This is a genomic window from Paenibacillus sp. RC334 (assembly GCF_030034735.1).
GTDB classification, from domain to species: Bacteria; Bacillota; Bacilli; order Paenibacillales; family Paenibacillaceae; genus Paenibacillus; species Paenibacillus terrae_A.
Genome location: NZ_CP125370.1, coordinates 847,876 through 861,763 on the forward strand (window position 1 = coordinate 847,876; position 13,888 = coordinate 861,763).

A 13,888-nucleotide genomic window follows, 5' to 3' on the forward strand; every position below is an offset into this window, starting at 1 on the left:
AGCGATCTCACATAGGTATATCCAAAAACTGTTCCTCCATAGGAGGAGCAGTTTTTGGCTTGCAATGTCATAGAAACATGCTATTATAAATCAAGTTGATAATAATTATCATTATCGCCATCGTCATGAGCGTTATGGTGGTTTCAGGTATGGAGGGAGTGACCTCACGAATGCAGTTTAAAGGCAGAGCAGATAAACATGCGGCTCGGACAGAAGGCACAGCTCCCGAAGTAGCCTTGGTAGCCCGTCCTTTACTCCGGGCGGGCCGGATTCGGCAGGCGCTGCTATTCATAGGTTCTGCTGTGTTGCTGGCCTTGGCTATGTTTGCCGCGATTTCCCTTGGAGCCAAGGACTTGACCTTAGGCACGGTATGGGCGGCGATATTTCACTATGATCGTTCATTGATGACACATCAGATCATTCATGAGCTAAGATTACCGCGTGTGCTGGGGGCGGCTGTCATCGGAGCTGCACTGGCGGTAGCAGGCTCTCTGATTCAAGGTATTACGCGCAATCCGCTGGGAGATACAGGTGTGCTGGGCATTAACGCAGGAGCGATGTTCGTGGTCGCTGTAAGTTTTGCCTTTTTCCCCAACCTTCCTTATGGGACGTTAATCGTATTGTCGTTCCTCGGGGCGCTGATGAGCACCTTGCTGGTATTTGGTCTGGGAGCTTCCGCGCCCGGGGGATTGACGCCGATGAGACTGACCGTATCCGGAGCAGTGACGGCTGCTCTGCTAGGCTCTATGACTTCGGGAATTGCGATTTATTTTAATCTGAGTCAGGATTTAGCCTTTTGGTATGCGGGCGGTGTCGCAGGAATCAAATGGTCACAGCTTGAGATTCTTGCGCCGATTTTGCTGATTGTGATCGCCTGGTCTATGGGGCTGGCACGCTCTATTTCCCTGATTTCGATGGGCGATGAGGTGGCGCTGAATCTTGGATTAAATCTCAAGCGTATCCGGCTGCTGGGTCTGCTGACCGTGGTGGTACTGGCCGGGTTGTCCGTGTCCGCAGCCGGGGCCATTGGCTTTGTAGGGCTGGTTATTCCGCATATTGCCCGCAAGCTGATCGGTGTGGATTATCGCCAGATCGTACCGCTGTCTGCGTTATTGGGAGCTGTGCTGCTGGTGTTGGCTGATTTGGGGGCGAGAATGGCGAATCCGCCCGAGGAGCTCGCTATTGGAATTATGGTGTCCTTTATCGGAGTGCCTTTTTTCCTCTTTCTTGCCCGTAAGGAAAGGAGGGATTTGTAATGAGTCGCTCTTTAGGAACCGGGGATGCAAGAAGGGCAAAGGCTTTGATCGTCTGCTTGGCTTTGGCGGCGATCAGCTTTGCCGTCATTGTATTGAGTTTGAATACCGGAACGATTCGTATTCCACCGCTGCGTGTGCTGGATACACTGTTTGGTGGTGGCAGCGGGCGTGATCATATCGTCCTGTTCGAATACCGTCTGCCGCGTATCGTTGTAACGGTACTGGCTGGGGCCGGATTAGGAGCAGCCGGAGCTGTTATGCAGGGCTTGTCGCGGAACGCACTCGCTGACCCGGGGGTGCTGGGGCTTCACGCGGGGGCTGCGTTGGGACTGGTGATGTTCGTCAGTTTCTTTCGCGATCTTGAAGGATCGGCAGCCGTGCTGATCCCCCTGTTTACTTTTGCAGGAGGTGTCGTGGCGGCGGTGCTGATTGTGCTGTTGTCCTATAATCGGAACAGAGGAATCGTGCCTGTGCGTCTGATCCTGTCCGGCATCGGTGTAGCCTCGGGCCTCAGCGCTATAACGCTGTATTGGTCCTTGCGACTCGATGAGGATACTTACGCGTTCACCGCACGTTGGTTGGCTGGCAGCGTATGGGGTCGGGACTGGATACATGCGGCGGCTTTGCTGCCGTGGATAGTTATTGTGTTGCCTTACGTTCTGTCACAGACGCGCAGCCTGAACAATCTGTCGCTGGGCGACGAGACGGCCGCTGGAATCGGGACAAGTGTGAAGCGTCAGCGTCTGTTGCTGCTGGGTGCAGCCGTGGCCCTATCCAGCGCCAGTGTGTCTATGGCTGGAGGTATTGGCTTCATTGGGCTGATTGCGCCTCATCTGGCTCGCCGTCTGGTTGGGCCAATGTACCAGCATTTGCTGCCAGTGGCCTGCTTTGTCGGAATCGTCATTTTGGTCACTGCGGATACGATTGGACGCTCTGTGTTCCAGCCGAATGCGATTCCGGCGGGTGTGGTGGTTGCTGTGGTAGGGGCTCCGTATTTTTTATTTTTGCTGTCCCGTACGAAATGACAGATGGAATAGGTACATAAACCAACAAGCTGAAGCTTTCTATAATAGATCATTTTATATGGAGCTTTTATGACATAGGAGGAATAGTAATGACAAAAAATGGTTCAAATCATTCAGGAATCAAGCGTTCATGGGTGGGCATGGTTCTTATTTTATGTATGGTGGTGCTGTCCGCTTGTGGACAAGCAGCAGACAACAAAGCTGCCGATACGAAAGCGGCGGACAACGGTAAGAAAACGGTCAGCGCGGATTCGCGTATTGCTTCTATGTCCATTCATTTAACGAACAATTTGCTGGCGCTGGGCATTACTCCGGCTGGTTCGGTCATTGGCGGAGATGTTAAGGACTTTTTGCCACATGTAAAAGATCGTCTCCAAAATACCCGCAAGCTGGGCGTTGTCACAGACCCGGATATGGAAGCCGTGCTGGAGCTGCAACCTGACCATATTTTTCTCGACAAAAAATATTCGGGAGCCGATGTAGCCAAGTATGAAAAAATCGCGCCGACCGAGGTCTTTGATCTGGACGAGGGCACATGGAAGGACCAACTGAAAAAAATAGCTGTTATGGTCAAGCATGAAGCGCAGGCGGACGCTTTCCTGAAAGATTACGACGCCCAACAGGAACGGGTTAAAAAGCTGATCCACCAAAAAATCGGCGACGGAACCGTTATGGCTATTCGTGTTACGGCGAAGGAAGTCCGCGTAATGGGTATGAAGCGCCCGGTAGGACCGCTGTTGTATCAGGATTTGGGCTTGAAGCCAGCCAAGGGTGTGGAAAAGATCAACAAGGCATATCAGGTCGTATCCCAGGAGGTTTTGCCGGATTATGATGCCGATGCGATCTTTGTCATTATTAGTAAAGGCGCGGATGCCCAAAAGGTGTACACACAACTGGAAGGAAACGCGGTATGGCAAGGACTCAAAGCAGTGAAGCAGGGTCATGTCTACATGCTGGACGGACAGCCTTGGCTGGATTATTCGGCAATGGGACACAAAATCGCTCTGGATAATGCAGAGCAACTCTTTTCCAAATAAACTTTAGCATATATCAGAGCCGTATTCCCTGATGCACTTATTGCAGGCGGGGAATACGGCTTTTTGGCGAACACCTAAGCTGCAAGTCGGATGCCAGATCATTCTCAGGTCAGCCGACAGCCGCTTTCTTTTCTAATATTATGTACGTAATTGGGAGTTGTAAAATAACCAAAAGAGCCGCCGCGAACAAAAATCGGGCAGCTCCAAGTACAGATGAGGATTGCGTCTTATGAACGTTTTTTGCGTAAAAAAATCGGCTTGAGACCGATGAAGCCGATGGCAGCAAGGATCAGATTCACCCAGGGTGAAATGCTGAACACGGGTAGTACGCGGCGCAGGGCCAGCCCGGCGACGAGAATCACCACGACTAATACAACATACCGCAAGATGGACTTGAGGTCTATGCGGGGCTTCACGGGCGTATAGTCCTGCTGTGCTTCCTCTCCTTCTTCCGGGCGGTCCATAAAATTCATCAGCGCTTCAACCAGCAGGATGGCTCCTGCGGCGATGATGATCAGGGTGGACAGGTTAACTTTTTCAAAAGGAGCAACATCTCCGCCTGTAAACGTTACAAACCATCCGATGATCGCCTGTGTCAAAAAAAACATGGACAAGGCAATCCATGCAATAAGTGTATAATTTTTGGCTTTATTCATTGCTTCCTCCTGCTTTGCGGGCGTATTCCGATCTGGCGGAACCGCCAATACGTAACAAAAACAGTATACGTGAGTAAGCTGCGGATGGCAAAAGGCTTTATCTGCGAAATGTATATTACCGCTGCATTCTCCTCAAACTGGATAAAGGGTGAGCAGGCGGAGCATCCTGAATGTAAATGTGGAGAGGATGTGGCATCATGAAGCTGGATAAGCAGGCGGGTTATACGGTTAATAAACGGCTGGAAGCCGCTCCAGTTAGAAACAGCGTGGAGGCCATACCTGTGAACGTGAGTCATCGGAGCGTTCAGGGAACATCCCCGACGTACCGTATTCTGAACGATGCTGAATGGGCTCAGGATACCGAGTTTGCAGGTGATCTGGGCGAAGAGTGCTACCGCAGCTTATGGCATGAGGATCAGAATAGCGGTGTCTCTTGCAGACTGGAATGGGAGGGGCGTACGGAGACGCACGAAATGTTCAGGAACAGCTACGAATAGTCTGCGGGATGAAAGTAATTTTCCCCGCCAAGTAATGCAATATGGCGCTCTCCGTTATTCGTTGCGGGGAGCGCCATTTGTTCCCTTTTTCTCCGTTATAACTGACAGGTTGACAAGGAAGCAGGGCAATGATAGACTGACTTTACTATAAAACTTATTAAACTTATCGGAATTAAAGTAAATAGATATTTTGCTGAGCATCCATGTTACAATATACGTTTGACATATTCGCTTTAAATCATTAATTACCAATCATTAATCATCACAAGAAGCTTCGCAAGATAGGGTTGCCAATACAGCATACCAGGTTGGTGACGGTGAAGCTTGAAACAGGGGGACAATCATGATGGAACGGCAAATTGGAATTCGCTTTGAAAATGAGGAGCTGGCCGCAACAATTCATTATCCAAGCAATCCGAATGAAGGAGACCGTCAGAGACGGGTACCGCTTGTAGTGATATGCCACGGATTTGTGGGCAATCGTATCGGGGTAGATCGGTTATTCGTAAAGACTGCCCGTGAGCTTGCAGAAGGGGGATATTTTGTCCTGCGCTTTGATTTTGCAGGTTGCGGGGAAAGTACGGGTGAATACGGCAAGCAAGGGCTGGAGTCGATGATTAATCAGACACGTACCGTGCTTGATTATGCCGTGAATTGTGCAGATATCGACCCGACCAAGGTGACGCTGATCGGTCACAGTCTGGGTGGCGCGGTCGCTCTTCTCACAGCAGTACGGGACAAGAGAGTACAAAATCTGGTGCTTTGGTCTGCGGTCGGCTACCCGTTCAATGACATTGTTAAAATTACGGAGCGGAGCGTGTACGATGAGTCTGTGAAAAGCGGTCAGGCCGACTATTTGGGCTATAAGTTCACACCTTCATATTTTGAGTCGCTTGCCCAGTTCCAGCCGTTTCAGGAGGCCGTCAAGTTTAACGGCGATGTGCTCGTTATTCACGGAACCTCGGATGATATCATTCCTGTGGACTATGCATTCCTGTTCCAAAAGGTATTTTGGATGCGTCCAGAGGGACGCTGCGACAAAGAGATTATTTTTCAGGGAGACCACACCTTCTCTTCCGGTAAAGAGCGGCAGCGGTTGATCGACCGGACGCTGGAATGGCTGGATGAGCAGGAGAATATTCAGCGGGATTGGCAGCACTGGATGATCTGATTTCAGGCTGTAACGGATTGTATTGGAAATTGCGCCTCCACCGGAGTAAAATGGAAGAGTAACACTATACTGGCGTGTGGAGGTTGGCAGCGATGACATTACCCTCAATTTTTGTTGCGCACGGTTCACCAACACTAGCTTTAGAAAACAACGCATACACCAGCTTTCTTGCAGAGCTGGGCGCGAGCCTGCCCCGACCCAAAGGAATAGTCATTTTTTCCGCGCATTGGGATAGTGCTGATCAATGCATAGGCGCGGATGACCAGCATGCAGCGTTGCACGATTTCTATGGCTTTCCTGAACAAATGTACACACTTGATTACCCTGCACCAGGCGATCCGAAGCTGTATGAGGAGATAGAGCATCTGTTCAGTCAGCATAACCTGTTCCACCAGCCGGTACGGAACCGGGGACTGGACCATGGAGCATGGGTGGTTTTGCGGCATATATATCCTGATGCGGACATCCCGGTCGTCCCGCTCTCCATTGATTCCAGGCGCGCTCCGCAGGAGCAATACGAGATTGGGCGGATGCTGGCACCGTTGCGTGAACAGGGCATTTTGATCATCGGTAGCGGCGGATTGGTCCACAACTTGCGAACACTCAAGCAGACGAATGAGCCAGCAGATTGGGCGGTTCAATATGATAACTGGATCGGTCAGCAGCTTCAGGAATGGAATTTACGTCATTTGTTCCAATATGATAAAAAGGCTCCTTATGCCAAACAGGCGGTTCCCTCTTATGGGATAGAGCATTTTTCGCCGCTGTTTTACGCGATGGGGGCTGCGGATGACCAGCGCTCGGCGCAGAAGCTTTTTCAGTCCTATGTCCTGGGCTCACTGAGTCTCAATTGTTGGGCTTTCGGTCAAGAACGTGATACGTAAATGTGAAAAAAGAACTTCCTAATCCACATGGCAAGTGGGAATGGAAGTTCTTTTTTGTATATAACATGAGTTCCTGTATGGTGTGTTCCTGTAAAACTTGATCAGGAAGTAGGTACGTTCTTTTTCAGCCAGTCGGATACCTGTGCAGTGTGTTTATCTCCGTTTTGATCCAGTAGAGCCACGAAGTCTTTTAGTTTTTGTACATAAGGACTAGCTGAGCCGCTGTTGCGTTGAATTACCAGTTGATATCCTTTTTTAGCGTTAGGAAGAATCTTCTTGGTATCGTAATCGAATAATGGCGTATTGTTCGTGCCGTAGAAGGTATAGAAATAGTACAGATCATGCAATTCTTTGACAGCTAGTGTACGGTTGGAATGTGGATATTTGTTTAAAAAGTCTTCCTGTGCCAGCACCCGTCCAGACAACTGCTGATATCCGATATGCAGTGCGGCATCCTTGGTAGCTGCCTGTCCAGATTCCACTGCCATGATGTCAATATAGCTGCGGATATCTGCCGTGGTGTGCTTTCCGAACACTTTATATTTTTCATAGTTTATGACAGGGTAATACATGCCTTCTGCGGTTTCCAGTTTGTATCCGGCATCTCTGGTTTGGGTCAGTAATTTCTTCAGGTTCGTATCTTTGGTGCGGCTAATTACATTTGTGAACGAATCGCCGGGTTTATAAATAGTATTGATTTTGGTCTGAACAGAAGCTGGGTATAAGGCTTGTGAATAAGAATCCAATTGCTTGGTCTGTGCATTTTCCAGATGAAGCGTCATGATGGTGGCTTGAGAGGCTGGAATGGATTGAATGTGTTTTTGCAAATAAGCGAATGCCTGAGGAAGTTTGCCGGGTTGACGTAGCAGTTGCTCGAAGGTGTTGGAGATATTTTGCACACTTTCCGATTGAGACGTTGTCGTAGTCGATACTGCCGCTTCGGCTTGTGATGGATATCCCAGTCCCATAGTCTGTACTGTGAAAGTTACTGTCGCGAGCATGAGGTAGGCTTTGGTGATTTTTTTCATGATATAACCCTCCATGGCTTTCTTTGATGTAACTTTAGTGTATAGGGGGAATGTATCGTGAGCATTCCGGGTTGTATCCAACTTGTAAACGTTTGGGGAAATGATGAATCGGATATAAAAGAAAGTCAGCAGCATAGCTGCACAAAAAAACAACCATTAGCCCGGAGGGTAACGGTTGTTTTTTTGGTAGCTTAAGCTATTTTTCGAGCGGGGTCTGCTGGAAAGGTATCTTTATTTTTACGGAACAGTCCACGCAGGAAGGGAAGTACCCAACGATCCAAGCCAATCCGTCCAGCGTTTGCGCCAGCAACTACAAGGAAGATTTCAAACAGCAGGTAGATTGCATTGGTGCTTACTGTGCCCGAGAATAGGAACGAGAAGTTCATGACCATTGCCATCAAGGCAGCTAATGTAGTCAGTGTACCAAGAAGCAGGCCAACTCCGACCAGGAACTCACCCAGTGGGATCAGGACGTTGAACAGACCGACATTAGGTAGGGCAAAGGCTTCAAGGAACGATCCCCACCAGCCTTGTACAGCGGGATGTTCTCCGCCTGTCTTAGCAATGGCCCCCGAGATAAATCCGCCTGCATCGAATCCGCCAGTCAGCTTCTCAAGTCCATGGGTCATCCATTCATATCCCAGATAAACCCGTACTACAGTCAGCAGCCACATTGCTACTTTATTTTCACGCAACCAGTTGTTAAACATTCAAACCACTCCTCTTTCTTTTCTTATAATGTTGGTTGTATTTCATTTGGTTTGGGATGATCATCTCTGCTACACCCTTATTGTATTAGGTTCAGTTACAGTTATTTGTGATAAAAATCACAAAGTCTGAATATTTTTTAAATTTTAATGTCTTCAGATAAGTATTCTATAGTGATGATGAGTTTCAATCAAGACAAAAACAGGAAATAACGCTTATAATGAGAAAAATGTCTAACTGGAGGGATGAATTTGTCCGGGCCCATTTTCAATCGAAGCCAATGGTTGTGTGTGATGACCTCGGTTTTGCTATGTATGACCATGATGTCCTGTTCTGCTATGTCCAAATCGGGTGAATCAGAACCCGCGCCCCAACCGGTTAAGCAAGAAACACAGCCGGAGGCGCTTGAGCCGCCCAAGGAACCGACTATTCCGGCATTTACAGCTCCGCTTACCGGCCTTCCGGTGGAGCAGCCTGTTCTGGAACGACCGCTTGCAATTATGATTAATAATGCTCCAGCCGCACGACCTCAGGCGGGACTTAGCGAGGCTGACATGGTATATGAAGTTCTCGCAGAAGGTGGAATTACACGTTTGGTAGCTTTTTTCCAAAGTCATGGCGGTGATGTGAAAATAGGCCCGGTCCGCAGCATCCGGCCGTATCTGATTGAGCTGGGCGAAACTTACGGGGCGTTGCCGATACACGCCGGGGGAAGTACAGATGCCTATGCGATTTTACAGCAGCAACGAAAAGAGCATCTGGATGAGATTTCGAATGGGGGAGCTTACTTCTGGAGAAGCAAGGATCGCCGTCCACCACACAATCTGTACACAGATGTGAACAGACTTCGCCAAGGAAGCGAAAGTAAAGGCTACGCCAAGCAGACGGTGGTTCCGGTATATAACTACCTTAAATCCGGTGAAGCTTCGATCATGGGGGACGGGGAGGCAGTATCTTTGCAAATCCGCTTTTTGCTTAAAAGCTACAAGGTATCTTACACCTACGATCCGTCAGATCAGCAATATAAGCGTTTTGTGAACGAAAAGTCACATGTGGATCAAAACAATAACAAGCAGCTCTCTGCGGCCAATGTCATTGTGATGAGCACCAGGCACCAAACGCTGGATGATGTAGGTCGATTGAGCGTTGAGCTTAAAGGCGGTGGAGAGGCTATGTTGTTTCAACAAGGGAAGTTGATACACGCCGAGTGGCAGCATACGCCCGGTGATGCTATTCGTTTTATGAAAAATGGAGTTGAAATTCCGTTGGTACCGGGTACATCCTATATACATGTGGTTCCGGCGGACGTTTCGCTGAACGAGCATGTAAGTGTAGAAGCAAAGTGAGGAATCCATAATCCACCTTTTTATATATAATTTGTCGGATAATGAACTTCCTTGTCGGGCAATGTATACTTAATATTGTGAAATTTGCCTTTACAAACTTTACAAAAACATTGATGAGTGTGATAAGATAGCAAAGGTTGTCTAATGCAGTCGAAACAGGTTGCGGATATTTTCGTAAAGGGGTAATCGTTAATGAGATTGAAGAAAAAGGATATATTCTTCGAGACGTTGGAAAATATGGCAGATACAATCGTGCAAGCAGCTGATTATTTTGCCCAACATACTTCAAATCTTCAAGATGTGGTTCTGTTTACTAATGAAATGAAGAAGTATGAAAATAAGTGTGATGATTACACACACACGATTATTACTGAGCTGAACAAGACCTTCATTACGCCGCTGGAACGCGACGATATCATGGAACTGACAACGACCATGGATGATGTGCTGGACGGTCTGGAAGCGACAGCCTCTCGTTTTTATATGTACAACATTACGGAGCCGGACGAGTATATTGTGCAGTTCGCTGATATTTTGCGTCAGTCGGCTTATGAAATTCAGAAGGCTGTACATTTGCTTTCACAGAAGAAGCTGCTGGCCATCCGTGAATACACCATTCGCCTGAATGATTTGGAAAATCAGGGGGATGAGCTGTTGCGTATTTGCATCAAAAACCTGTTTGCAACTGTAACTGATCCCATTGAACTGATTAAACGCAAAGAATTGTACGAACGCCTTGAAACGACAACGGATTCATGCGAGGATGTTGCAAATATGCTGGAATCCATCATTATGCGTAACTCGTAAGGGAGTCCTTTTACATGGATACAAGTTTACTGGTATTGGGTATTGTTATTTTTCTTGCTCTGGCATTTGATTTTATTAACGGTTTTCATGATACGGCGAACGCTATCGCAACCTCGGTATCTACCCGTGCGTTGACGCCGCGTCGTGCGATTATTATGGCTGCGGTCATGAACTTTCTGGGAGCCATATTGTTTACAGGGGTTGCCAAGACGATTGGTGGCAGTGTCGCTGACCCTACCAAGCTTACGAACGGGATTGATATCGTCATTGCGACACTGATCGCAGCGATTATCTGGAATCTGCTCACATGGTGGTTCGGTATTCCTTCATCCTCTTCCCACGCCTTGATTGGTGCGCTGGCCGGGGCTGTGTATGTAGGTGCGGGATCAGAGAAATTGAACTGGAGCGGCTTCATCGGGATTGTTGAGGGACTTATTTTCTCCCCGCTGATTGCTTTTGTAATTGGTTATATTGTAATGATGATTTTAAAATACATCTTCGCTCGTCGCAGTCCGCATACGGTGAACAAAGGTTTTCGCACGATGCAGGTCATTACAGCAGCGCTTCAATCGTTCACGCACGGTACGAATGATGCCCAAAAGGCAATGGGGATTATCACATTTGCACTCGTTTCGGCGGGTTATCAGGATCATCTTGAAGTGCCGATGTGGGTTAAAATTTCGGCCGCAACAGCAATGGCGCTCGGTACGTCCATTGGGGGCTGGAAGATCATCAAGACGATGGGCACCAAGATTTTTAAAATCGAGCCGATCAATGGCTTCGCCGCTGATATTTCCGGAGCTTCGGTTATTTTCACAGCCACACTGCTTCATTTACCAGTAAGTACCACTCATGCCATTACTTCGGCTATTTTGGGTGTTGGTTCTGCGAAGCGTTTTTCCGCTGTGCGTTGGTCGCTGGCTGGTCGCATTGTCATTACTTGGGTTATTACTATCCCAATTTCTGCTTTACTAGCAGGTTTGATTTTCAAAATTCTTTTCTAGTTCATCATTATTTCTCAGAAAATAAGTACACACTATAGGATACACAATAAGCTTCCTTCCGCTTTTTGCGGCAGGGGCTTATTGGCATTACAGGGGCAAAAAACAGGTCCTTTAAACCTTACCCGATCAGACAGGTCCATGAAACATCTTTCAAAAAATATCTGACATCAAAGTAGTCAATTTTTAATAACTCCTGTAGAATAAACAGAAAACTTTGAACCGTTCAACTGACTGGAGGAACTTATGCAAAAATCTGGAAAACTAACAGCACTCATGATTTGTCTGTTTTTTGTGGTTGCCCTGGCCGGTAATTTTGGCGTAGTGGCACATGCAGAAAACAAAACAAAATATGATATCGGCACGGATACAACGTTCGCGCCTTTTGAGTTTGAAGATGTAGATGGTAAATTTGTCGGAATCGACATGGATCTGCTGGCTGCTATTGCCAGGGATCAGAATTTTGACTATACCATCAAGCCTCTTGGCTTTAATGCGGCAGTGCAGGCACTTGAAACGAATCAAGTGGACGGCGTTATTGCCGGGATGAGTATTACAGATGAACGTAAGCAAAAATTTGATTTTTCTGAACCGTATTTTGATTCAGGTGTCGTCATGGCGGTCCGTAAGGATAATGATACGATTAAGCGCTATGAGGACCTGAAAGGGCAGCGTGTCGCTGTCAAAACGGGAACAGAAGGGTACACGTTCGCGGAGTCCATTAAGGCCAAATATGGCTTTACTACGGTTCCGTTCGATGATTCCTCTCAAATGTACGATGAGGTTAAGACTGGAAACTCAGTTGCATGTTTTGATGATTATCCGGTGCTGGCATACGGAGTGACACAGAATAATGGACTCAAGCTTGTGACGGATAAGGAAAAAGGTGGTTCATACGGTTTCGCTGTCAATAAAGGCAAAAACCAGGAACTGGTGGAGAAATTTAATGCAGGGCTTGTGAATCTTCGCAACAGCGGGGAATATGACAAAATCATGTCCAAGTATCTGGGCGAATCCGGTAAAGGTGCGGCACCTGTTGAACGTGGGCGCTGGGAACTCATTTCCGCTTCCCTGCCTTCGCTGATCAAAGGAATGGGAAATACGCTGCTGTATACACTTGTATCCCTGCTGGTAGCTTTTGTGCTGGGTCTGGTGTTCGGCTTTATGAAGGTGAGTCACAATAAACTGTTCCGTGGTATTGCAACAGTTTTTGTCGATGTATTCCGTGGTATTCCGCTGATCGTACTTGCTTTCTTTATTTACTTTGGGATTCCGCAGGCACTGGATTTTAAAATGCCGCTCTTTGTCGCGGCTGTACTGACGTTGTCTCTCAATGCGGGAGCTTATGTGACGGAGATCATCCGTGGCGGTATTCAGTCCATTGATCCGGGACAAATGGAAGCGGCTCGTTCTCTTGGGTTGCCATACCGGACGGCTATGCTCAAAATCATTTTGCCGCAGGCTGTGAAAATCATGATCCCGTCGTTTATCAATCAGTTGGTTATTACGTTGAAGGATACTTCGATTTTGTCTGTTATTGGCCTGGTCGAATTGACCCAATCGGGTAAGATTATTATTGCGCGGACGTTCCAATCCTTTGATATTTGGCTGGTGGTTGCGGTGATGTATCTTATCGTCATTACAGTCCTGACCAAAATTTCCAACCGCCTTGAAGGGAGAGTTCGCCGTGGGTAAAATTATCGTCAAGAACCTGAAAAAAAGCTATGGCAGTAACGAGGTGCTGAAAGGCATTGATATGCAAGTGCAGGAAGGTGAGGTTGTCTGCGTCATTGGCCCCTCGGGTTCAGGGAAAAGCACGTTTTTGCGTTGTATGAATATGCTGGAGGAAATTACAGCAGGCGAGGTCATCGTGGATGACTACAACTTGAGTGACAAGAGCGTGGACATTAACAAGGTCCGTGAAAATATAGGCATGGTGTTTCAGCATTTCAACCTGTTTCCGCATATGACGGTGCTCAAGAACATTATGTTTGCGCCAACAGAATTGGGGAAACAGTCCAAGGCAGAGGCCCGGGAGACGGCCATGAAGCTGCTGGAGCGTGTGGGCTTGTCCGATAAGGCAGATGCCTTGCCAGGACAGTTGTCCGGCGGTCAAAAGCAGCGCGTGGCGATTGCACGCGCGCTGGCAATGAACCCGGATATTATGCTGTTCGACGAGCCGACCTCGGCGCTTGATCCTGAAATGGTCGGAGAAGTGCTCGGCGTCATGAATGATCTGGCCCGTGAAGGTATGACGATGATGATCGTGACGCATGAGATGGGTTTTGCACGCGAAGTAAGCGACCGTGTCGTGTTCATGGACGGAGGCTACATCGTCGAGGAAGGAACGCCACAAGAGGTATTCGGTAATCCGCAAAATGAGCGGACGATTAGTTTCTTGGAGAAAGTATTGTAAGTGGGGCAGGGTTTGCGTTGAATGTGTGAGATGTGCTCGTTGTGAAACGCTCCGCG

General features: G+C 47.9%; 14 protein-coding genes. 11 read left to right on the forward strand and 3 right to left on the reverse strand.

Annotated elements, in window-relative coordinates; translation table 11 throughout:
* The first annotated feature begins 170 nt into the window (after positions 1-170).
* From QMK20_RS04120 to QMK20_RS04130, 3 genes are all read left to right on the forward strand, one after another.
* Complete coding sequence (locus tag QMK20_RS04120; RefSeq protein WP_283656192.1) at positions 171-1,256, forward strand: FecCD family ABC transporter permease; 1,086 nt, start codon at positions 171-173, stop codon at positions 1,254-1,256.
* Complete coding sequence (locus QMK20_RS04125) at positions 1,256-2,281, forward strand: FecCD family ABC transporter permease (protein WP_283654709.1); 1,026 nt, start codon at positions 1,256-1,258, stop codon at positions 2,279-2,281. The genes QMK20_RS04120 and QMK20_RS04125 overlap by 1 nt, the downstream gene beginning before the upstream one ends.
* Before the next feature lie 89 nt (positions 2,282-2,370).
* Positions 2,371-3,318, forward strand: a complete 948-nt coding sequence (locus QMK20_RS04130) for an ABC transporter substrate-binding protein (protein ID WP_283654710.1) — start codon at positions 2,371-2,373, stop codon at positions 3,316-3,318.
* A gap of 227 nt (positions 3,319-3,545) precedes the next feature.
* Here QMK20_RS04130 and QMK20_RS04135 read toward each other — a convergent pair whose 3' ends face one another.
* Positions 3,546-3,974: a hypothetical protein gene (locus QMK20_RS04135; protein ID WP_283654711.1), complete on the reverse strand. Its 429-nt coding sequence runs from the start codon at positions 3,972-3,974 to the stop codon at positions 3,546-3,548.
* Between the two features lie 197 nt (positions 3,975-4,171).
* Here QMK20_RS04135 and QMK20_RS04140 point away from each other — a divergent pair, with 197 nt between their 5' ends.
* The 3 genes from QMK20_RS04140 (at position 4,172) to QMK20_RS04150 (ending at position 6,526) form a co-directional block, all read left to right on the forward strand.
* Positions 4,172-4,471: a hypothetical protein gene (locus QMK20_RS04140; protein ID WP_283654712.1), complete on the forward strand. Its 300-nt coding sequence runs from the start codon at positions 4,172-4,174 to the stop codon at positions 4,469-4,471.
* A 346-nt stretch (positions 4,472-4,817) separates the two neighbouring features.
* Entirely contained in the window at positions 4,818-5,642 is an 825-nt protein-coding gene (locus tag QMK20_RS04145; RefSeq protein WP_283656193.1) for an alpha/beta hydrolase, read from the forward strand.
* Positions 5,643-5,734: 92 nt separating this feature from the next.
* Complete coding sequence (locus QMK20_RS04150) at positions 5,735-6,526, forward strand: dioxygenase family protein (RefSeq protein WP_283654713.1); 792 nt, start codon at positions 5,735-5,737, stop codon at positions 6,524-6,526.
* A 101-nt stretch (positions 6,527-6,627) separates the two neighbouring features.
* Here the strand turns inward: QMK20_RS04150 and QMK20_RS04155 are convergent, their stop codons facing one another.
* Positions 6,628-7,554: a hypothetical protein gene (locus QMK20_RS04155; protein ID WP_283654714.1), complete on the reverse strand. Its 927-nt coding sequence runs from the start codon at positions 7,552-7,554 to the stop codon at positions 6,628-6,630.
* Between the two features lie 191 nt (positions 7,555-7,745).
* Positions 7,746-8,264: a DoxX family membrane protein gene (locus QMK20_RS04160; RefSeq protein ID WP_044647040.1), complete on the reverse strand. Its 519-nt coding sequence runs from the start codon at positions 8,262-8,264 to the stop codon at positions 7,746-7,748.
* Positions 8,265-8,507: 243 nt separating this feature from the next.
* Here QMK20_RS04160 and QMK20_RS04165 point away from each other — a divergent pair, with 243 nt between their 5' ends.
* The 5 genes from QMK20_RS04165 to QMK20_RS04185 all read left to right on the forward strand — a co-directional run bounded on the left by QMK20_RS04165 (position 8,508) and on the right by QMK20_RS04185 (position 13,832).
* Positions 8,508-9,608 (forward strand): DUF3048 domain-containing protein, encoded by a 1,101-nt coding sequence (locus QMK20_RS04165; RefSeq protein ID WP_404580116.1) that lies wholly within the window; start codon positions 8,508-8,510, stop codon positions 9,606-9,608.
* Between the two features lie 192 nt (positions 9,609-9,800).
* Positions 9,801-10,415: a DUF47 domain-containing protein gene (locus QMK20_RS04170; protein ID WP_014279877.1), complete on the forward strand. Its 615-nt coding sequence runs from the start codon at positions 9,801-9,803 to the stop codon at positions 10,413-10,415.
* A 14-nt stretch (positions 10,416-10,429) separates the two neighbouring features.
* Positions 10,430-11,419 carry an inorganic phosphate transporter gene (locus QMK20_RS04175; RefSeq protein WP_283654716.1) on the forward strand — a complete coding sequence of 330 codons (990 nt, stop codon included), beginning with the start codon at positions 10,430-10,432 and terminating at the stop codon, positions 11,417-11,419.
* Positions 11,420-11,662: 243 nt separating this feature from the next.
* Positions 11,663-13,111: an amino acid ABC transporter substrate-binding protein/permease gene (locus tag QMK20_RS04180; protein WP_404521048.1), complete on the forward strand. Its 1,449-nt coding sequence runs from the start codon at positions 11,663-11,665 to the stop codon at positions 13,109-13,111.
* Entirely contained in the window at positions 13,104-13,832 is a 729-nt protein-coding gene (locus QMK20_RS04185) for an amino acid ABC transporter ATP-binding protein (RefSeq protein WP_014279880.1), read from the forward strand. The genes QMK20_RS04180 and QMK20_RS04185 overlap by 8 nt, the downstream gene beginning before the upstream one ends.
* Positions 13,833-13,888: the final 56 nt, after the last annotated feature.